This window comes from Brasilonema angustatum, assembly GCF_059505445.1.
In genome coordinates this window covers 1-21,790 of sequence record NZ_JCACKO010000081.1, presented here as the reverse complement: position 1 = coordinate 21,790, position 21,790 = coordinate 1, and the positions used below count along the sequence as shown (strand labels likewise).

Genomic DNA, 21,790 nt, shown 5'->3' with positions numbered 1-21,790 from the left:
ATCCGTTCGCCACAATGTGAACATTAATCGTCATTTATATACTTAGAAAGACCTGCGAACTCCAAGCGGCGGTTTGTTTGGCTGGTCGGGCTGGATGGGCTGGGCGGGCTGGTCGGGTGGTTGAGGTGGACTGGGCAACGTATGATCCACAAAAGAAAAACCCCACACCTGGCTGGACAGGCATGGGGGAGTAGAACGCGTCATGGAATTTTGAAGAATGTCTAGTACTGGTTAGGAGGTCTAGAGATGCTTAATTGGTTTAAGGTATTCAGCTTGTGTGACTTGATAATTTAGATATTTTTCAATTTTAGTATTTTCCATATCTAGTACTAGTCCTTTAGCCTCTTTTTTATTGAGGTAGATATAAAATGCACCACAGTGGAGATTATTTACTTTAATTGAATTAGTGATAACATCATCACTAAATTTCAAATTATCAGCAACAAATGATTCTGGATTTGTAGAAAAGAAATAGTTTTGCCATTCTAAGAAAGTATGAGGTTTTGAGAGGTCAAATCCCTCTACTTTAAATAAAGGGTCGATAAAATCTAAGTGCGTTCTTGTGTCTCTATAAATTCCTAGAACACCATGACTCGTCACTAGAAAGTTGTTTGGTTGTTGATGTTGTGGCATGCTACATCCTAGTGTTCTTCTACGTTTAGCTTCTCCCATTTTATTCATCCTCCGTATTTAGTATTTCGTCCGACATGTTTTCATCGTTATCTAATTCTTCTTGAATAGAGGTGAGAATTTCATCCTGTACATTTTTTTCACCTATTAAGGCTGCTTTACAATGTAGTAACAGGTCGTACTCAGGGTGTTTTCTTTCGAGTTTAGAATATTTTCTAAGTTTTTTGAAAACCCCTATTAATGCTTCAATAGGATCGATACAACCTGCTTCAATGGCTTGAAGTCCCCATTCAATCATTTTTTGATGGTTTAAACTACCATCTGATTCAATAAAAAATGCTTCTATCGATTGACCATACTGTGCTTTTGATTTGGTTGTGGCTTCTAACCATCCAAAGAGTTGTTCGGCATTTTGGTACTTATAGGTCGAGGGTGAAAATTCAACCGGGAGAATCGGTCGTTTCATTTGGTCTCCTGGTTTTAAACCAAGAGCATCATATTTACGATGATTTTTCTTGTACTCGTTGATTGACAAGGATACTAGCTTGATAGCTACGTTTTGACGTTTTACTTTATGTGGATCATCGGCTATTTGACTAATCATATCTATAGCCGGATTTTCTTTGTTATATCGTTCTATTGCGACTACCTTGTCATCGATAACTGCAATCCCTCTATGAAGTTTTTCGGATTCGTATCCTCTAAAGGCATTGGTTTTTTTGTATTCGTTAAATTCGTGTGTCCATTGTTTTGATTCTTCCGAAGTTTCTTCGACTACTCTGTTAAAGAGTATTATTCCGTTTTTACCACAGTAACTGTTAATATCATCTGATTTAGCATTGGGAGGGACTGACACTGTGTACAGAGTGTTTCTCAGTTGGTAATTAGCCATACCCTGATTACTGCCACTGTGGTAGATGTTTTTGATTTCAAAATCAGCCATTCCACTTCTAGGTTTTTCTAGAACATCTACCATGTCACTAGTTTTTTCACTAGAGGGTAACGTATCGTATTTTTTGTCTTTGGCTACAACTTTAATTTTAGTAGTAGGGACGGTGAGTACTTCCATTAAAGGAAAGGTTTTAGTTAAATGATTTTTGGCTAGGGTACAAATAAAATCTTTTCCCTCTTTGTTATAATCCCAAGGTTTGACATTAGTTTTATTTCCGTCTAGTTTTCCATCGTTGGGGTTGAAATAGCCACTAAATAACGGTTGTAGACTTTCAAAAGTTTGAACTACTTTAGTAGATTTGTTAACTTGTTGTACATCACATAACAACAATATCCGTTCATTTTTAGTTAGCCATTCTTTAGTGGTATATTTGTATGTAAAGTTTCTGTCCTCTCCAGTAAACTCGAATTCAAGAGGTCTAGAACTAAGATTAAATTGGGCTAGTTGGGAGTTTGGACTATCTGGATTAATACAGCGACTATCAATTTTTTCATGTCCACTATATAGTATTTGATTGATTAGAAAGAAACACCCGTCTGTTATAGTCGGAAATCCGTTTAATGCTTTCTCCATCAGCCAAGCTAATACTCGTGCTCTTGCAGTAATGTTATTACCTATGACGATGTTACTGGTGTTGAATAATGGAGATATGGAGACTCCAAATTTGGTATTGCAGAAGAGTTTGTACAGTAAGTCATGTGGACATTTTTTCTTAACCCACTGTGCTACTTTACGCTTACTGAGGTATTTGTTTAGAATCAAATCTCCAATTGTAAACCCGAACCATGCATGACAATCAGCGTACATTTCACCATAGTAGAAATATCCTTTACCACCTCGGACTTTTATTTCGTTAGTAAGTTCCCAGTTGTTTCTAGTGGTTTCTAATTGTTCTTTGCAGTCATCAAATTGTTCTTGAAGAGTTTCTTTCGCTGAGGTAATCCGAGCACTTTTAGGGTAAATAGCAAAAGCGACAACTTGTGATTTGTAAAGGATTTCATCTCTTAGTTTTGGACTAGCGATGAAAAATATCCATTGAAGAATCTCATATCCAACGAATCCACATTTTATTTCACGGGTATTTATTTTGGTGTATCCTTGCTTGATTTTTTTAATGGCGTCTTTATCCCCTGCCATTGAATCGGTTAAGAGTTTGGCGAGAATTTCATGATTTTCTACCGTGGGATGAATGTAAGAATTTATCATGTCCTGTGGGCAAGATAAATTTTCACAATTCATATATATTGAATGATTTCCGGGTAGTAGTTCTCCCCAAATATTTCTCGGGACGATAGTATTCTTAGTGATAGGATGGTTACGTAATTTGATTAGACTATCAACATCAACATTGAAATCAACCAGTAAATCGTGAAGATTTTGGTACTTGTTTTTACTGATAGTATCAGTTCGTAATCCTCCAATAATGGGACGTCCAAAGAAGAACAATTGCATTCTTTGAGATTCTGCGTAACAACCAGATATGTCAATGTCTACAATGATTTGACAATCGTATCGACCGTTGATTTTTCGGAGTTTGAAAATTCCTTTTAGCTCTATCCCTTCTACCATCCCTTTGTATTTTCTTTGTTTAAATACCCGAGGGATTTGAGCTACAGTAGGTTGGTTTTGTCCAATGCGTCCTCCGAATCCTTTAGCAAGTAACGCTCGGGTATGGGCTGAATTTCCCACCAATTGTTTAGGGCTGTAAGGCTGACACTCTTTGGTAACATATTCATTGATCGCTTTGCGCCAAGATGTTTTCTCATCTCCTAGCTTGAGATAAGTTGCTAAAGCTGCCTTATCCATTAAATCGACCGTACCACCAACCGTGAGAGATGGGACGATTGTTTTATCCGCAAAACCCAAGTCCTTAGACATCTCGCTGATTTGGTTTTTAAACGCGTACTGAATTTCTGCGTTGTGTGGATCACCGAGTGAATACGCTAGAAAATCACCCGGTCGTTGCATGAAGCTTAGGACTATATCTTCTTTATCTTTTTTACTGAGCAAATCCTTAGCATCTAACTTGTACCCTGACGCACTGGCGAAATTTCCAAGACTGACCACACTGTGTGATTTGATAGTGTCTACTATTCGTAAGTTGCTCTCGTATCCCTCTGTGTCGCCATTGATTTGAACCTCTTGAGCTAGAGAAACGTAATCAACGGTGTAATCGCCCTTGTACTTATCTCGTTTTTCCCAGATGCACTTAACAACTTTGTTGACCTTCTCAATTCGTTCATATCCTACTGATTTTTGAAGCGCTACGACTCGTTTTAGCATTTCCCCGTGGAATATTAGATTTAGCTCTGCTTCCGCGTTATGGGCAGCTAAGGTGAGGTAAAACTTAGGTATAAATCCAAGCCGTTTTTGAGTTGCCTGTTTGCACTTCACATCCCAACCTAGTACCAACCTGAGATAATCAAATCCGTCGCAATCCTGGCAGCTTAGGACGGGTAGAGGGTCTTTCCCCATGCTCCGCAATTTACCATTTATCTGTGCTTCAAACTGAGGATGTACGAAGATAAAGGTATGAGTAATACCATCCTCACCAGGTAATAGATTAATCTGAGTTGTGACGTGTAGCCGTGATTCTTGGGTGAATAATTCCTCTATTGTTTGTTCCCCAAAGATAATTTGAATAAACTTAAATTCAGTGTCAATTTGTTGATAGACGTGAATATCTAAATTTGGCTTAAAGGGTTTTTTACCTTTCTTTTCCTTCGTTTCCTTAAGTTTGGCATTATAACAATCCATTTTTTGAGTGTAGTCCTCTACCAATTCATCAAAAGTTTGAAGTTTACTTCGGTCTACACACCATCCCGCTTCTATTTCAATTGGAGAGAAACACTTGATGGTTTTAGGGTCTGGACATTCGTTATAGGTGATGATACTACCATCTGAACATCTCAATTGATTAGATTTAAGCCCATCACTTTTAACAGGTTCTGGTTCGGGTTCTCGTGAAACTGTTTCACTTGTCGTTGGTTCAGACTCTTCAAAAACAGGATTTTCTAAATTAAAACCAAATCCGGATAAATCCGTTGTTTCATTTGGTTTTTCAATGGTCGTAGTGGAAGAGCTATAATTATCAAATAAGGTTTCGGGATTGTTGAAATCAACCCCAAAACCTGATAAAATGTCTGATATGTCGTCCATAATTTTTTAATTAAGTGAATAATTGTCTAAATACCAATCCCGCCAAGGTAGCGGGATTTTTAATTTTTAGGTATTATTCATCCCAATCAAAATCAGTGACTTCAGGCTTAGTTTCTTCGGGTTTTTGGACTGCTTTATGCACTCCGTTAACCATCACAGGTGTAAGAGTTTCTAAATCTAAAGCAAAGTAATAAACACCTCGCTTAGACTTTTGTTGCTTCATATAACCAGTGTACAGTTTGCCGCGTACTGGGTAGATGACATCATAAAGTTTATCCACATCAATATCGTATGTTTCTGCAAATCCTTCCATCCCAGGAATATCTGAAAAAGGGTTTGCTTTCTTTATGATGGGTAACTCAAGATTTAATTTTTTAAATGCTAGAGTTAGAAGATTTTCATTGAGAATGATAGGGATGTTTTTGAATTTTCCGTCTGAGCCTAGGCAAGCTAAGACTAATGATTTACGACTAACTGACTCTCCTGTGTCACCATTAACGATGTTACGGACTGCGAATCCTTGGATGATTAATGCTGCTGTACCTGCAACGATGCGGTCTTCTTCGCGTTCCACAGGCTTTTTGGTATCGAAAGCTGGAACATATTTACGACGAAATTCTTGGTAGTTTGACGGATTGGAAGAATTAGAACCTAGTGGCATGATGAAATTACCTTGGGCTTTATCGCCCGATTTGTTTTGTTTTTTGGTTGGTGGGCTGTCTCCCGACGCTCACCTCTTTCTTTTTTAGTTATAGCAGGTGTTAATCTAGTTTGACAACTGTTTTAATAAAGTTTTTTTCCTGTTATAATCATTGAAAAATGGTTATTGTGATAGGAGTATGTGTACATGGCTAGACCTATAAAACACGGCGAGAAAAAAGCAAAGAAGACAGTTTATGTTACGGACGATTCATGGGAAGTTCTAGACAAAATAGCTGATGAATTTATGCTGAGTCGTTCAGAACTTATAGAAATGATTGGACAGCGAAGGCTCAAAGTATCTAGAGAAGAGACACAAGCAGCCTAAAACGCTTAGCATCTCCATTACCTCCTTAGACCCCGACGATTATCGGGGTTTCTTTTTTGGGTTGGGGGTGGGCGCAAATCCTTTCCCTCCAGTCGATTCGTCCTCACCAGGCTTGATTTTCATCACAGGGGCTGGAATGCCCATCATGTTGCACATCATCTCTATCTTTTGTTTTTCCTCCTCGGTGACATATAATTGCACCTCATTAATTTCTTTATCGATTTGTTGGAATTCGTCAGGAGTAACCCCATCATTCAGCTTTTGGCTTAAGCCTTGCACCTTGCGTAAATTGACAGCATTTGAGAAACTATAAGGAGAAATTTCCATGAAAAGTTGCGCCTAAAGAGGCGTGTGTGCGTTTTTAAATTTTGGTGATAAAGGAAAATCGCAATTCAAGCCCCATGTGTGCAGTAATGCCCGTGGGGTTTTTGATTGGCGGTGTTTTCACCTGAAACTATTCAAACATTTTCAAAATCGATCAAAAAATTTTTGCACGTTTACTAGATGCAAGGGATAATCTTTGAAACGTATATGTATAGCCTATTTCAAGGATTTTTTGAACTTAATAAAGTAATATTTCACAACATTAACTTATAAACACCAATTTTTAAAACGTTTGTCTAAACTGTTTTTAGAGATATTAGCTCTTCTCAGTACTGATTATTTTCTCATAATCTTATTTTTTCGTTACATTTGTTTTCTTACCTTTGTTTCTGGTTGTTTCACCTAGGTAGAACAGATGTAAATTTGGATTTCTTTTAATCTTTCTGAGTAACTGTGCGCGATGACGGAAGTACGGTTTGTAGACATCGTTGTAAAAATCAATATCAAACCGGGCTAATTCACTCGCCATATGATGAACTAAATCATATCCACTAGGATTGAAATTACACTTGTGAATATGTGAAACGTTTAGAGGTAATATTTTTGGGGTTTCTTGATAATTTTTAATCTGTTCACTACATTGTTTTATTTGTTCATCAATCAAAAAATTTCCTTGACGTATAGCTTTACCAAACATTCCATTATTTAAAAATGTTTGTTTCAAAGCAAAAAATTCACAAGTATACCATAGCATTGGTTCCACACCTAAAAATTCTATTTTTTCAGGAAAGATAATTTTTGATTTTATTTCATCAAAGTATTTTGAATACTTAATATCAAATATTTTTAGTATTAGTTGTAAACTATCTAAAATACCATCCGCCACACATTCTAGATGTTTATACTCTTGATAAATTTCAATATTTGTTAGTGCTTCATGTTTTCTAATTAGCCAATATTCAATACCTTCAAAACTATATCGATATTCTGCCATCATCTCTAACATTAATTTATCTGTTTCAATTTCAGAAATGTGAAATTGTTCCATGCATTCGTGTAAAACCGCATCAGGCAATTTATGAAACCATCTGATAAAGTCACTTACTGTACGGGGTCTTAACGCGATAGTTGTGTTTGTTTGGTTAATAGTAATGTCACGACAAACTTTAGGGTCGTAAATACCATCTCCTGGTTTTATTAATATTTGGGGGATTATCAGAGTCATTTTATAGCCGTAACCTTTCATACGATTCTAATAGTTGTGTAAGTTTGATGTTGAATGAGTCATCTGTATCAGTAAATCATGACTCTTCCCCATCCTTAAAATTTTCTGAACGACGGTCGCCGCCTCTTGTTTCCCCTAAATATTTTTCATTTGGAGGTATCAAACCAACATGTTTTAAATTATCAAACGCAAACCTTTCTAACCATCGGCTAGCGCTAATACCTTGTAATTCGGCTGCTGATTCGATAGCGTCCCATACTAAAGAATCTACTCTCAGAGTAATCGTTTTACGCTTTCGTACCATTAACAGTAATTCCATGTACATCTCCTCATTAATTTACATCTATATCTATCTAATGTACACGCTTCGATTTTCAAATGCAAACGGTTTGTTATGAGTTTTCCTGATTAATAGTCAATTAAACGATCAATTATCTTGATTTCAAAACACTTGCTTTTGTTTGCAAGTGAAATTATATTTAAGAAGTGAGAGACAAGAGAAGCCAAAGCCGCCACGACTGCACAGCAGGTCACGTAACGCTAGAGCAACTCCCACGCCTTACACCAAACCTAACTGTGGAATCGACTCCTCGGAGGTTACGCCCACAGGGAAAGCAAACAAAATTAAAACTTGAGAGTGCGAATGAACTCCCCACAGGACTACATATGGTGTAGCGGTTGCAAGTATCCTGACTACCATACTTGCCACAACTTAAAAAGCTTCCATTGCTATCTGAGTACAAATACTCAGATAACAGCGAAAGCTGCAACAACCATACTTTAGTGAAATTAATGCAAATTATAGAGCGAAGGTCAGGTCTTGACCTTATCGCAAACTTTGATCTTTGGTGCGACTTTATCACGGACGGACTTGACCAACTGCCCGATAACGGCGACTCAAAGCAAGCTTTACCAGATGATGAGGAATAGGCAAATGACTACTCAGACAACAATTCAATCTTTACTTTCACAACTTGACTTCATTGACACAGCATCTGTAATCCATACAGCAACTGAAGCACTTCGCCACTCCTGCGGATTTGCCCGTTGCTACGCGGATTTAGGCATCAATATAGCCTTGTTCCATAGTGATGAAGAGGATTGCGATTGGATGCGAGATGACATTGTAGACATTAGAGATACGAAAGAACTTGTGAATCTTATCACAATGGCATCAGTCAGGCTTCAAACACTCTCTAAATAACAACCATGAACAACGAACAAGACAACACGTCAACTGTCCGTATTAAGCCACCTCGTAAGGTTTATGAGCCTATCTATATTAATTTTGAAGAGTTGGAAGCTATCCGAGAACTTCATGAATTCAAAAAGCAGCGCTCCGACCACTGACAAAAACGCTGCTCTTTTTCACCAGGTGCATTTAAGCAAAAAGTACACATGCAGCATATATAAGGATATTATCTCATGGCTACGAAAAAAACAGGAACCGTAACAGGCGCTTCTCTAGAAAAATCCAACAGAGGCAAGAAGGGTGGTTTAACAGGGTCAAAGCGCGTAACAGGTGAAACTTCCACACCCATAGCAGAAACAGCAGCCGAGACAGTTCTAGAAACTCCTACAGAGTCAACAGCCCAACCCACACCGCAAAGTGTTGTAGAAAAGCTTCAAGAGATTGGCAACGGAGTCACTTCAGCCATAGAAAAGGGTGCAAATGTAGTTTCCACAGTCCAGCGATACACCTCAAAGATTGCCCAAACAGTACAGGGAACCGACCAAGACCGGAACCCATCAGCACTCACCGACGGAAAGGTAAACACCTCAGAGATTTTGGCTCGCGCTTCTGCTGACATTGATGAAAATATCCCTCAGCTTGATAGTGCCACAGCAACACAGCGAAACATTGTTATTGCCAGACAGCGTAACTTTGTAGGCGTCGCAATCAACAACACTCGACTCAAGCAGGATTTAACCACTCTTGATAACGAGCAGAAAAAGCTTATTGGGATGTTGATTGATGGTAAGACTCTGGATGTCACCAATGAGAAAAAAGCTGTTACTTATCATCGCGCAGTTGTTGGACGTGACACCGAGCTATCCAAGCTTGAACAAGACCGTGAGCTACTGGTCCATCAACAAATTCGGACAGAGGGAACCCAAAACCAAACTGAACTTATTAGGGAATCTGAAATACTGAAAGTAGCCAAAATGCGTGAGGACATTGAAAAGCAAGGCTACGAAATTCAAGCTATTCAGTACGAAAAAGAAAAAATCAAGCAAGAAACAGAAGCCAAGTTTACAGCAGGTTTCTGAGCATAAAGCGCTTTATGTAAAAAGGGTGTTCAAGACAGAGCACCCTGCAAATCATATTTTACTTAGGGAATATTATCATGTTTAAACACGTCTACTTTGGCTTAGTTCTGGGTTCCACACTGCTAGGCGCGGTAGGTCTTGTTCAATCATTCCACACACAAGGGTTAACACAAAAGATTGCTGCTGTAACGGGTATAGGAGGCGCTACAACTGCTCTTACTGCCCTCGGACTTGGAATTGCCTATAACGGGAAAGAGACTGACCTAGAAAACGAATTTAAGGGGAAGTTGGAAAAGAACAGTCAACTCAAGGATCGGGAACTTGCAGGACTTAAGTTGCAGATTGACGAACTCAAAAGTCGTATCAAAGTGCTTGAAACAGAAAAGGAAGCCAATCTTAAGCAGATATCTGAACTACAAGAGCGACTGAATGCTAAGGCTGAACAATACCTCAAAATTGTTTCTGAGAAAGACTTGAAAATCAAAACACTTGAAGGCATTGTAAGCGAACGGGATACACGTGTTGAGGATTTTCTTAACGAGTCTCGCACTCGCACTATGACGTTTTTCTCTAAGCGTTATGAGCAGTTAGACGACTTGCACAAACGGTTAAAGAATGCTCTGGAAGATGATAAGGTTACGCTCAATAATAAAGAACTTCTAGTTGGTCGGATTGAAGATATTCGCAAACTGAAATCAGAGTTGACCGACGCACTGGAAGAGATAAAGGACATGGAAATCACCTGTTTCAATGATGTCCTAGCTTACATCTTCAAGTTTGATAATAAATTCTTTAATGCCAAAATGCATTGGAAGGATTTAAGGTTTTCCAAGGTAGAAACAGAAAATAAATCCTTATCTAAATCCTTGGCTGAATCCATGCCTAAAGTTGTTGCCCTTGAACGATTCCGGGCGGGTATGGATGAAGTGGATGAAAAGATAACTGAAAAGTATGAAGCCCTTTTGTTGAACAACAATAATATCCACAGCCAATTACTAGACCTGCTTGAACAACGGAACTTGGTGATTGATGACCTAACCAAGCAAGTTGAGGAGTTATCAAAACCCTTACAAGCAATGGGGACTAGCCAATATGCTTTAGTGGCTAATCGTGTTTCTGGCTTCTACTACGAACAATTAGGTTACAGACTTGACTTTATCAACTGGGATGAAACTGAGGTAGGGTACAACATCACCTATGCAACGCGCCAAAATAACGCGCTAACCAATGATGAACTGATGGTAGGCAATGCCAAAGAGCAGCTCGCAAAATTGACAGGATGTTTACAGGGTACTTTTCCAGAGTTTTCATATGATTATCGAAACTGCACAGTTATCTTGTCAGTAGTCATGAGGAAACCAGTCAAGAAAGAACAAGCTAAGGGTGACATCGATAAAATCTGGGTTCCGGTTGATAAGTTTGAGTCTTACGTCAAAAACTGGGAACGTGTCAGAATCACTGCTGGATCTACGGGAGGTAAAAGTCCCACTGCCAAAAACCTTGCTTTAGCCATCATGAAAACTCGCAAGGGTCAAGGGGAAATACGGTTGTATGACCCACAGGACGGCAGTAAGAAGGACTATTGGGACATGCCTAAATCGGGTACAACCCATGCTGACAATGTGACCGGGATGGAGGAACTTTGCGACTTACTAGACCAGCGTTCCAAGTCGAAAGCTAATCATCCCTTTGTACTATTCATCTTTGATGAAGTGGATTCGACCATCGCTCAAGAACGGGATAACAACGGTTACTACTACTTTAGGGACAAAGTGACTTATTCACTCAAGCAAGCCAGCCATCAGAACATCGGCGCTATCTACATTGGTCAAGCCTGTGATGCTTCCACAATTCCTGGAATGAGTTGGTCAGATTGGAATAACGCGGTTCAACTGCACATTGGGGCTAACGCTGGTATTTGGTTAGATAAGGCTAAAACAGTGACACCGGAAGATAAAACCAAGCTACTAGAACAATATCGCAAAATTCAAGAGTTCTGTGATAAGAAGAACGAAGAATTAGGGCTTGATATCTTCACTGACCCTGGCGCGTACCGTTTTGCTTTAGCTGTACCACTGACCGGACTACCAAAGTTTATTCAACTGCCTGACTTTGATAGCTACGACTACTATGAGGTGATGACTGAAAGTGAAGAGTCACTGAGTACAAATACTCAAAATTTACTTATTTCTAACATTATAGATGAGGTGCAGCAAGAGGTAGAATCAATGAATGTTAAGACAGAAATTAAATGTCCTCACTGTGGCTCTGAGCAATATCGCTCTAAAGGACAACGCTGGTTATGTCTTAATTCAGAGTGTGGTAAAACCTGGCTGAAGAAAACCAAAGCTTAATTTAAACTAATAGTAATTAACTGTTAATAGAGTGTCACTGATGATTTTTACACTCTGACAACCGTCCCGGACACGTCCCAATCAACGTCTCAAAGCGTCAATTTTATGGCTGAAAGTATTGATTTTACGTTAGTGACGCGTCCCGGACATTTCCCTATAGGGGGGTCAGTGACATTTGGGACGTTTGGGACGCATAACAGTTAATTCTTATTAGTTAATCGAAAAACTAGGTTTTATAGCGAGTACACGAAACTCTTAATTACTATTAGTTAATTAACTCTCACTATCCTAATAGTAACCAAAAGACATAGTTGATATTAACTTAAAACCTATTGAGTTAATACTAGTCAAAGCCAACAACTCAATAGGTTAAAAGATTTGTCTATGCTGAAGTACTCAAAATGAATAAATAACCTATTTTGGGTACTTTAGGGTACAATTCTCTCATCACCTTTCATTTTCAGCCATCAAAATCACTTGAAACGTATACGGAGCAAGCATTATGACGACTTCAGAAACAACAAACACAACATCAAATGTACCCAAAAGTACCCTTAAAAATGGGGGTGTAAAAATGCCTAGAATTCCAGCTAAAAATAAGAAGCACTTCAAAAGCGTGATAGACCTAGGAAATCATTGGGTCAAAGCTTACATTGAAGGCTATGAACTTTTGAGAGAACCTAGCTGGTATGCTCGCTGCTTGTCAAACACTTCCAATAAACTACCAGGTCACGTTCGTTATGTCGATGGGGTCAGGTCAGATTTAGTAGGTCAATGCTGGCTAGTGGGTAATCAAGCCGTTCGCAGTGGTAGCAGTGATTTGATGAGACTGGTAGAGGACTACACTGGTAAATCGTCCTTGTGGCTTGAGTACTTCCTTGGAACTTTAGCTCATCTTCCACAGGTAAATTCTGAGATGAACTTGGATGTTACCGTGACCTGTAATGATGTCAAGCGCCATTCAGGAATTATCACAAAAAATGAAGGGACGCACAAGGTAGAATTATGTGGCGTCCCATGCAATGTAACCATATCCGTTAAAGCGATACTACCAGAAGGATTTGCAGCACTCAAGAGTCAAAAATTAGGTGGTTCGGTGACTATCTGTGATATCGGAGGTGGTAACACATCTATTAGTCGATTCTTTAACTCTGAGCCAGTCGGGGAAGTTGCTGTTAAAGACTTTGGCGCTGAATACCTGATTGAGAAAATTGTTTGTAACTCAGACCTGAAATCACTTATCAAGCAAGCACCTGATAAGGATGTTATCAACCGCAGTATTGAAGTAGGAGTTAAGTTCAAGAAGTCCGAAACAGGTGATAAAATTCCGTTTCTGGCTTATGGCGACTCAGTTATGAATTTCTACAAGGTATATGAGGTTGAATTACAGGACTTCATCAATTGCAGACTTAGGGAAGTTATCAAACAGCTAGAGCAGTACAAGCTAAGTGGCGACCAAATTCTAATAATTGGCGGTGGTTCTAAGTTACCACTACTGAATGCAGCACTAAAGAAGAAAGGATTCTTGATTTCGGACAATGGCGCTTTTGATAACCTTACTGGACTGATATCGGAGGTGGTTTGATGGCTGCTGACAAAATCAGAATCAAGAAGTATCAAAAACCAAAAGTACAAGAGTGGTGTGATGCGCTAAACCTTTCAGAGAGTAGGTTTGTTGAAGATGCGATTGGGTTTTACGTGAGATTTTTAGAAGGAAAGCACCCAATTGTACCCACAATTTCAGTACCAACAACTGCAAGCTTGAATGGTCATCAACAGCCAACGGAAGCTAAATCAGTGGTGATAGAGACTGATGACCCTGACGAATTTGATGGGGGAATTGAACTCTAAAGTAAAAAGCACTGGATAGATGCTGGTCTTACCAGTGCTGACACTCCAAGACTCTTTTAATCATGTAGCATCCCAAAGCATAACTACATCACGATGACCACGTATTTAAATTTGTTTATTTAATGAAAACTGAAAAAATGTCACGGATAGTATCTTGGAAATCTTAAGTGTAGGTACTAACTAAATCACCGTTCAATTACTTTAGTTCCTACTGCTGACATAAGCCCACTAGTAGCACTCATACAAGCTAAGACAGGTTCACCTTTCAAAATACTAACGACAGCTATTCCATTAAAAACAAACATACTAGTCATAGCTAGCTTCATTACTGTGCTTTTCATGACTTAACAATTTTTATTTGTAACGCAACAAATATTTCATAGGGGTGACTAAAAATTTTTTATGCGGAGCGCACATTTCTGACTTAACCACAAAAAACACTGGTGAGGACTATCAACCCTTACCAGTGCAATCTAAATTTCTCTATAAGCTAATGCTAGGAGCCTCTGAATTATGTCAGTTCAATATCGCGATGATCATGTATCCGGATGGGTGTATTTATTGGAAGCAGAAGGTTATCACGGATACATTCCTGGCGTTTATCTACGTCGCTGCAAGATTGGTCTTACTCGCAGTGTAGAAAATCGTCTAGACACTTTACACTCAAGCCAGCCACCTTGTAATTACAAAGTAGTCCGCGCGATCTACGTTCCAGACATGGCAGCAGTAGAAGACGCGCTCCACAAGCAGTTCAAGCATAGAAACGTCAAACTTATTAAATCCCGCGAGTGGCACGACCTCTACCCCCACCAGTATGCAATGGTTTTGTGGATGTTCTCACGCTACGATTCCAAGCGTAATCACTCCATCTCTCCTAGGGTCATTGCTGGCGGTCTAGCGGCGCTTCTGGGCGTTGGCTTGTTGATAGGGTATTCAGTACGGGAGAGTGCCGCGCCACAGATACAGCAAGGGATTGAAGAATCAAAATAATTAAAAAGCACTAGCAGATATTAATAGCTAGTGCAATTAGTTCATTTTTGAAAAGTTATTTACCGTTATATAAGGTTCAAAATTCAACGAAATCACCCTTGAGAATTATTGTGTGAATTTTTCAATGTATGCGCGGTTACATTAGCTGGCTTGAAGTGGTTAGAAGATGAGGGGTAAGAATTAGTTTAGTAATAAAAAACTGGAGGGGTATCAAACCCTTTGCAGCATTGCATTTAAACTCTCCGTAAATTATCAGGAATCTCTCTTTATCATGATAAAACAATGGATTGAGCGTAACAACAATGTAACAGAATATAACAATACTATCTTTGGCTACTTCGTATAGTGCGACACATTTTAACTTAAGTCATTGGGTAGAAGAATACACCAGTCAAGCAAACTACATATAGTTATAGGAAATTGAATTGTCAAAAAAACACGTTAATATTTCTACTCGCAAATAGGTGAATTATGGAAGAAAGACAGGACATACACAACTTTATTTCTCAAAAATATTTCTATAGAGGTGTATTTACCCCACAGAATTTAATGTTTAATGCCAACTTACAAGAATTTGCTACACGTGTGGGTTACATTTGCAATTTACAAACCATTGGTAAGATTTCAACAGAAGATGCATACAAGCAAATTAATGAGCTTTGGCAACAGGTAGAATGCAGTTATTTAGAATTAGGGATTGAAGATTAGCGGCGCTGTTGGGTGTTGGCTTGTTGATTGGGTATGGATTGCGGTAAACGCTACACCGTAGATGCAACAAGGGATTGAGCGTAAGTAAATTAAAAAAGACACTGAGTAGATAATTGTCTATCCAGTGTTTTATATTCCTAGTTAATTTCCAAGTGTTAAAAACCAACGGATGTAGACCACTTCCGGATTCAAAGACAAAACTTCATAAATTTACGGATAGACGGGTGAAAAACTCCGGTCTTCACCCTAAAAATATGTGATGCAGTAGGGTAAAAACTAAGTTAAAGTAGTCACGAAAAGCACTGGCGGGTATAATCAGCCAGTGTTGTCACAAATCCCATAAATGAAATCCGATTATGACATAAGAAAATCACAATTTGTACAAAAACACTGGATGGTTGCTGATAATCGCCCAGTGTTTTTGTTTTAATCCCCGTTAGGGGAAGTGGATGATTTCAACAATCAGGTAAATATTGGGGATAACATTCTCACTCTGGTTTCAATCCCCGTTAGGGGAAGTGGATGATTTCAACCTGCGTGTCGCCTTTGTTCATACTATTGACAACGATGAGTACGTTTCAATCCCCTTACGGGGTAATGGATGATTTCAATTTTTTTGATGATTTGTAAGAAATATGATTGATAGCGTTTCAATCCCCGTTAGGGGAAGTGGATGATTTCAACTTTAGTGAGATAACTCAAGCGGTAGAGTCTGGTAAAATGTTTCAATCCCCGTTAGGGGAAGTGGATGATTTCAACTTCAATTAACTGGTTTCAAATTATTGGGATGCAGCGTTTCAATCCCCGTTAGGGGAAGTGGATGATTTCAACACTCGGAGCTTATCTAATGCCCTATCAACGTATTGTTTCAATCCCCGTTAGGGGAAGTGGATGATTTCAACACAAACATATGAGGTTAGCTGTTGATAATGAAAAACGTTTCAATCCCCGTTAGGGGAAGTGGATGATTTCAACTGTTCTACCCCATCTCGTCCGAGATACAAGAAATTGTTTCAATCCCCTTACGGGGTAGTGGATGATTTCAACTAAGCTTGATAACGGTTCTTATCAGGCACACATGTTTCAATCCCCTTACGGGGTAGTGGATGATTTCAACTATGCAAAGCATAGTAATTAAGGGAATCCTAACATGTTTCAATCCCCTTACGGGGTAGTGGATGATTTCAACAATCCATCAAGGAGTTTTTCAGGACTATCGAAGGTGTTTCAATCCCCTTACGGGGTAGTGGATGATTTCAACCTGATGATTTGCTGGAGATGAGCGATCGCATTCAAAAATTAGGTTTCAATCCCCTTACGGGGTAGTGGATGATTTCAACGGTATCAGTAGAAGAACTGATTGCTGAATATGAAGTTTCAATCCCCTTACGGGGTAGTGGATGATTTCAACTGCGGTCACATGAAACCCATGACCTATTTAGTTTTCCTGGTACTGTTGCGCGGATGTATAACAAAACTATCATTTCAGCCATTCTTTGTCAAGACTTTCAATTGAAAGATTCGCCTAAAACCCACTCTATACAAGTATTTCAGCGATTGCGCGGATGTCAGAAAGGTGATGAATCTCTCAAACTCAGAACTGATAGGGCTTTGAGCCGCTAAATTACTCCTGATTTTTCAAACACCTACCCATCCGCGCTTTCATCCCTTTGCAGGGAAGTGTGATTGGAAAGATGTTTTGAAGGAAAATATAGTACAAAACCGACAAAGAGTTTCCATCCCTTTGCAGGGAAGTGTGATTGGAAAGAGCAGACATTGGAGGAGATGAATGAGAAGGTTTTAGTTTCCATCCCTTTGCAGGGAAGTGTGATTGGAAAGGATAACAATTCTACCTTGGATTGCAGTTAAGAGTTAAGTTTCCATCCCTTTGCAGGGAAGTGTGATTGGAAAGAGGGTTGCACATCGTCACAGACCAACTCGAAATAAAGTTTCCATCCCTTTGCAGGGAAGTGTGATTGGAAAGTGGTCATGTTTGCAACAATCGTTACAGAATGCTATGGTTTCCATCCCTTTGCAGGGAAGTGTGATTGGAAAGGAAACCTTATGGACTATACTGTCGCTAAAACATCTGACAGTTTCCATCCCTTTGCAGGGAAGTGTGATTGGAAAGTTGAGTCCTACGGGTCGTGCTGCATATGATGATGAGAGTTTCCATCCCTTTGCAGGGAAGTGTGATTGGAAAGACGGATTATGGGTGTTTTGGTTGCGGAGACTGTTAGTTTCCATCCCTTTGCAGGGAAGTGTGATTGGAAAGTCAATCTTCCGGCGCACTGTTCGCCACCACGTTTTCGTTTCCATCCCTTTGCAGGGAAGTGTGATTGGAAAGAGTTCACTTTTGGAAACCTTACAGGGAGCGTGTTCTAGACCCCTAAATCGACACCACTCAAGGAAGCGATTAAAATTTATCAGAAATAAATTATTTTTGAAGTCTGAAAAGCTTACCCTGTAAGCAATCGACACCAGTCAACGGAATAATGCGGTTTTCAAGGTTCGGGCGAGTGGTGTCGATGAACGTCACACACTCCATAAACCATAAGAGCAGTATCTGAGATTGTCCACATTTGGTATAGAAACTTAATTGGGTGTCTGGTGTAGAAAAACACACTACTACGTCAAAAACCTTACAGTATAAAGGTTTTACTATTTTGTATTACAAACTTACCTGAACATAACTCAACAGAATACTTATTCTCGGGAACTTATTCCTTCAATTTTGGTTTTAAACACTACAGACGTAATACACAAGAATAACGTAACTAGTTATTGACAGAGAAAAACGTGCTAGATATAATGTAACTAGTTACGCTAAAAAAGAAAACCGATGAGCAAAGCACTTCAGCAAAAGATAGACGAATTATTTGAGGCAACCAAAGATTTACGCAATCTAGAAGAAATCAAGACCCTGTGCGAGACATTCAACGAATGGGTAAAGACAAGCACTACCTACAAACCAAGTACATTAGGTACTAAGTTGAGCGCCTATGGGTTCTACAGTAAGTTCAAAAGTATCCCTTTAGAACAAGACAAGAACGCTGTACTAACACCAAAACACAATCCTGATGGGACAATCAAAAGCCAGGAATTAAAGCACCTTGTTGCTGTGCTTTGTGGATTGGATCAAGAGCAGTGGAACGAGCGCAACCAAACAACACGGGTTATTGACCGACTCGAAAACAACACTGAAATTGACCCTGACACTTATTTGGATGTGACGGGCAAACTCCTAGCAAGTGAAGACCCACATGAGTTAGCTGTTGGACTGATTGCTGCCACTGGTCGCCGTCCACATGAAATCATTGCTCGCGCCACGTTCACAGCAATCGCAGATAAACCTTACCGCGTTATGTTCGCCGGACAAGGGAAGAAACGCGGTGAAATGCCAGAGTTTGAGATTGCTACTCTCTACCCAGCAGATTATGTAATCCAAGCCCTTGCCCGACTGCGTAAGGAAAATGGCACAGTTGCATTACTCAAAGAAGTCTCAGTACAATTCCCAAAAAGTGAAACCAGACAAAACGTTGAAATAGATAACCGTCGTGGACAGTCCTTAAGACGTGTGGTGCGCTCGTACTTTGGTGATAAAGGCGATAGCACTCCTGTTCTAGCTTTCCGACATGGTGAAAACCAGGATAACAACAAAGCACTAAGAGCCGCCTATGCGGTGTTGGCTACAGAGCGTGATTGTAAGGGCAGTTACGGTGCAAAGATGTTCCACGCAGCCCGAATATTAGGTCATTACACCCCAGAAAAAGCTGATGATAGAGCACTAGCGAAATTAGGCGTCAGCGCAGGTTATAGCGATTACTACGTTAAAAAATCAGTGAGGTTTGCAGTGGTAGAAACTCAAGAGCAAAAACAAGAACTAGAACTAGAACCAGTAGCAACACAAGAACTGGTAAAAGAGCAAGTGAAAGAACCCGCGAAAGAACTGTTAAAAGAACTAGTGCACGAGCCGCCAAAAGAAAAGGTGAAAAAGCTAGTGAAAGAAAATACTCGTCCCGTAAAAGCGAATGCATCAGATGTACCAAGGATTAATACATTGCAAGAAAAATGGGAGCTTCCCAGCCAGCGCGAAACCATAAGACGCATTCTAGAAATTGCAGAAACTGAAGAAACCAGCAAGCAACAACTGCTAGACGCACAAAGCAAAATTACCCAACTAGAACAAACAATCACCAGCTACGAAAATCAAGTCAAACACTTACAGCACATGAATAAAGAATTAAAAACTAAGTATGACCTGTTGATCCTACAATCAGACCCCGTAACTGAGCCAGTAGCTGAGCCAGTAGCTGAGCCAGTAGCTGAGACACTAGATGAACCACTAGTTGAGACACTAGCTGAGACAGTAGCTGAAACGAAAGACCCTCTTGCAGACATGCAAGCCCAAATTAATCAATTGACAAATATGGTGCAAAATCTAGTTACCGCTAAAACCGAACCCAAAGCCACAGCAGAATCTGAAGCTGCGTCTAAAGTCAAAGTCGAAGATGAACCAGATTGGGAAACACTGACTAACAAAGAACTTAAAATGATGCGGAGTCCCGGTGCTCTTGAAGAAAAAATCAACCGTGCCTTCTTGGCAATTGCAGAATACAACGACAACGCCCCAAGCAATGCTGACCGATGGTACATTGGCTCTACTACGCTTAGCCAGGTTTCGGGCTGCAATCGATTAAACATCAAACTGTGGGTTAAAGAACACCAACTAACGGTAGACGACCACAACAATAAGTACGGACTTGAAAAATACCACAACAAACGTCATAAAAAAATTAACATCACAGACAAGATTACTGTTAAAGATAAAGACGAAAGTTCTGATTCTAATAGTTAAATCCCATTGTTAAAATGTACTTAAACACATTGGAAAAAATATGGACAACAACGAAATTGAACAGGATATAATCACACTTGAAAGTTTAACTCCGAAGCAAACGCAAGCTCTAAAGTTACACATACAAGGAAAGACCAAAGAAGAAATTTGCGAAACACTTAACTTGACTCAGAAGACTTTTGAACAGTGGGAAGCCTCACCAGAATTCAATACTTTAGCAAAACAACAAGCCCATAAAATTTATGTAAGTGCTTTGATAACTACTGCTATTGGAACCAAAGAAGCTGTTGAAATTCTACGGCATATCATACGTCATTCAGAGTCTGAGAAAACACAACTAGCAGCTATCCGGTTACTGTTACAGACTGCCGATTTACATTTGAACGAATGGAGTGAGGATAAATATTTGCGAGAAGTTGAGACAAGAAAAGAAAAAGAAAAAGAAAAATTAGATTTTGAATTACGACGGAGAGCGTCTAACGAAACTTTCAAAGAATTTCACAATAATATGAGATTTCCAGAGGGTATTTAATAATGGGTGAAGCTAAGCGACGGAGGGAACTAGACCCCGAATTTGGGAACGAGAAAAACGTTTTAATGATAATAAATTGTAAAACTCATAGTATTCGTCCTACTGGACTCCCTGCGATAATTTTAACTCAGAAAGGAGATAAATTTGGGTTATTAACACCACCTAAATTAACGGTAGATGAACGAAATTTTATCAAGGTATTCTTTTGCCAGTTATTAGATGTATTGATAAAAGAAATACCGATAAAATCAAATAATTTTCTTGCTCTATTGGATTTCACAGAATCCAAATCAAAGCAAATCGTAACTCTCAGGACTTGTGAAGATACATCAAACTACGACCCAGATAAAAAACGATTTTGGTGTTCAACAGCTTTTCCCATTGATGTTATTCAGGATGTTCTAAACTTAGAAAAACCTTTGGTAACTGAAACTGCAACTGAACCAAAAGCTAGAAAAGAAGTTCGTGAACATGTCCGCGCTGGTCACTTAAGAAGAGTAGCCTATGGGAAAAATCGTTCTATGCGTAAATGGGTAGAAATACCATCTGTTGTAGTGAATCAGCACTAGACTGACTAGCCAGCACTAGACCTACTAGGCATTCTTCAAAATTTCATCACGCGTTCTTTGTGCCCCATGACCTCACTCCGGTTGTGGGGAATTTTTTATGTGGATCATCTGTCACACCTCAGCCCGACCAGCCCGACCAGCCAAACCAGCCCGACCAGCCAAACCAACCCCCGCTCGGATGTCTCCTGATATGGCGATATTTTGGCGTTCGCAGGTCAGGGGCGAGGAGGAAATTATACTTTTATGGCTGAAAGTACAATTTGGGCGCTTGGAGTTAGACAAAGACAGGTCTTTCTAAGTATATAAATGACGATTAATGTTCACATTGTGGCGAACGGAT

General features: G+C 39.5%; 20 protein-coding genes and 1 CRISPR repeat array. Of the genes, 14 read left to right on the top strand and 6 right to left on the bottom strand.

Translation table 11 applies throughout. The features are described from left to right. Positions 1–240: 240 nt before the first annotated feature. The 3 genes from AC5JM2_RS15310 to AC5JM2_RS15300 all read right to left on the bottom strand — a co-directional run bounded on the left by AC5JM2_RS15310 (position 241) and on the right by AC5JM2_RS15300 (position 5,402). Positions 241–672: a hypothetical protein gene (locus AC5JM2_RS15310; RefSeq protein WP_495835735.1), complete on the bottom strand. Its 432-nt coding sequence runs from the start codon at positions 670–672 to the stop codon at positions 241–243. Position 673: 1 nt separating this feature from the next. Next, complete coding sequence (locus AC5JM2_RS15305; protein ID WP_495835734.1) at positions 674–4,741, bottom strand: hypothetical protein; 4,068 nt, start codon at positions 4,739–4,741, stop codon at positions 674–676. A gap of 73 nt (positions 4,742–4,814) precedes the next feature. Then, positions 4,815–5,402, bottom strand: coding sequence for a hypothetical protein (locus AC5JM2_RS15300; protein ID WP_495835733.1), 588 nt, complete (start codon positions 5,400–5,402; stop codon positions 4,815–4,817). Positions 5,403–5,588: 186 nt separating this feature from the next. On the opposite strand from AC5JM2_RS15300, the gene AC5JM2_RS15295 reads away from it, so the two are divergent. Further along, the gene (locus AC5JM2_RS15295) at positions 5,589–5,768 is read left to right on the top strand and encodes a hypothetical protein (RefSeq protein ID WP_495835732.1); all 180 of its coding nucleotides are present in this window, start codon (positions 5,589–5,591) and stop codon (positions 5,766–5,768) included. A 39-nt stretch (positions 5,769–5,807) separates the two neighbouring features. Here AC5JM2_RS15295 and AC5JM2_RS15290 read toward each other — a convergent pair whose 3' ends face one another. From AC5JM2_RS15290 to AC5JM2_RS15280, 3 genes are all read right to left on the bottom strand, one after another. Beyond that, positions 5,808–6,095 carry a hypothetical protein gene (locus tag AC5JM2_RS15290; protein ID WP_495835731.1) on the bottom strand — a complete coding sequence of 96 codons (288 nt, stop codon included), beginning with the start codon at positions 6,093–6,095 and terminating at the stop codon, positions 5,808–5,810. Between the two features lie 349 nt (positions 6,096–6,444). Continuing rightward, positions 6,445–7,338 carry a hypothetical protein gene (locus AC5JM2_RS15285; RefSeq protein WP_495835730.1) on the bottom strand — a complete coding sequence of 298 codons (894 nt, stop codon included), beginning with the start codon at positions 7,336–7,338 and terminating at the stop codon, positions 6,445–6,447. A 55-nt stretch (positions 7,339–7,393) separates the two neighbouring features. Next, positions 7,394–7,636, bottom strand: coding sequence for a hypothetical protein (locus tag AC5JM2_RS15280; RefSeq protein WP_495835729.1), 243 nt, complete (start codon positions 7,634–7,636; stop codon positions 7,394–7,396). A gap of 473 nt (positions 7,637–8,109) precedes the next feature. On the opposite strand from AC5JM2_RS15280, the gene AC5JM2_RS15275 reads away from it, so the two are divergent. The 13 genes from AC5JM2_RS15275 (at position 8,110) to AC5JM2_RS15215 (ending at position 21,748) form a co-directional block, all read left to right on the top strand. Beyond that, positions 8,110–8,247 carry a hypothetical protein gene (locus AC5JM2_RS15275; protein ID WP_495835728.1) on the top strand — a complete coding sequence of 46 codons (138 nt, stop codon included), beginning with the start codon at positions 8,110–8,112 and terminating at the stop codon, positions 8,245–8,247. A 4-nt stretch (positions 8,248–8,251) separates the two neighbouring features. Next, positions 8,252–8,521 (top strand): hypothetical protein, encoded by a 270-nt coding sequence (locus tag AC5JM2_RS15270; RefSeq protein WP_495835727.1) that lies wholly within the window; start codon positions 8,252–8,254, stop codon positions 8,519–8,521. 5 nt (positions 8,522–8,526) lie between these two features. Beyond that, the gene (locus AC5JM2_RS15265; RefSeq protein ID WP_495835726.1) at positions 8,527–8,667 is read left to right on the top strand and encodes a hypothetical protein; all 141 of its coding nucleotides are present in this window, start codon (positions 8,527–8,529) and stop codon (positions 8,665–8,667) included. A gap of 75 nt (positions 8,668–8,742) precedes the next feature. Then, a complete protein-coding gene (locus tag AC5JM2_RS15260) occupies positions 8,743–9,588 on the top strand; it encodes a hypothetical protein (RefSeq protein ID WP_495835725.1) in 846 nt (281 codons plus the stop codon). A 77-nt stretch (positions 9,589–9,665) separates the two neighbouring features. Continuing rightward, positions 9,666–11,942 (top strand): coiled-coil domain-containing protein, encoded by a 2,277-nt coding sequence (locus tag AC5JM2_RS15255; RefSeq protein WP_495835724.1) that lies wholly within the window; start codon positions 9,666–9,668, stop codon positions 11,940–11,942. A gap of 502 nt (positions 11,943–12,444) precedes the next feature. Then, positions 12,445–13,527 (top strand): ParM/StbA family protein, encoded by a 1,083-nt coding sequence (locus AC5JM2_RS15250; RefSeq protein WP_495835723.1) that lies wholly within the window; start codon positions 12,445–12,447, stop codon positions 13,525–13,527. Next, positions 13,527–13,793 (top strand): hypothetical protein, encoded by a 267-nt coding sequence (locus AC5JM2_RS15245; RefSeq protein WP_495835722.1) that lies wholly within the window; start codon positions 13,527–13,529, stop codon positions 13,791–13,793. Before AC5JM2_RS15250 ends, AC5JM2_RS15245 begins: the two co-directional genes overlap by 1 nt. A 513-nt stretch (positions 13,794–14,306) precedes the next feature. Next, entirely contained in the window at positions 14,307–14,783 is a 477-nt protein-coding gene (locus tag AC5JM2_RS15240) for a GIY-YIG nuclease family protein (protein ID WP_495835721.1), read from the top strand. A gap of 471 nt (positions 14,784–15,254) precedes the next feature. Next, on the top strand, positions 15,255–15,491 hold the full coding sequence (locus AC5JM2_RS15235; RefSeq protein WP_495835720.1) for a DUF7219 family protein: 237 nt from the start codon (positions 15,255–15,257) through the stop codon (positions 15,489–15,491). Positions 15,492–17,148: 1,657 nt separating this feature from the next. Then, positions 17,149–17,838: a CRISPR direct-repeat array (repeat unit 37 nt; unit sequence AGTTTCCATCCCTTTGCAGGGAAGTGTGATTGGAAAG). 495 nt (positions 17,839–18,333) lie between these two features. Then, entirely contained in the window at positions 18,334–20,349 is a 2,016-nt protein-coding gene (locus tag AC5JM2_RS15230) for a protelomerase family protein (protein ID WP_495835719.1), read from the top strand. A 40-nt stretch (positions 20,350–20,389) separates the two neighbouring features. Next, positions 20,390–20,881, top strand: a complete 492-nt coding sequence (locus AC5JM2_RS15225; protein ID WP_495835718.1) for a hypothetical protein — start codon at positions 20,390–20,392, stop codon at positions 20,879–20,881. A gap of 2 nt (positions 20,882–20,883) precedes the next feature. Next, positions 20,884–21,450 carry an AcrVA2 family anti-CRISPR protein gene (locus AC5JM2_RS15220; protein WP_495835717.1) on the top strand — a complete coding sequence of 189 codons (567 nt, stop codon included), beginning with the start codon at positions 20,884–20,886 and terminating at the stop codon, positions 21,448–21,450. A gap of 97 nt (positions 21,451–21,547) precedes the next feature. After that, positions 21,548–21,748 carry a hypothetical protein gene (locus tag AC5JM2_RS15215; protein ID WP_495835716.1) on the top strand — a complete coding sequence of 67 codons (201 nt, stop codon included), beginning with the start codon at positions 21,548–21,550 and terminating at the stop codon, positions 21,746–21,748. Positions 21,749–21,790: the final 42 nt, after the last annotated feature.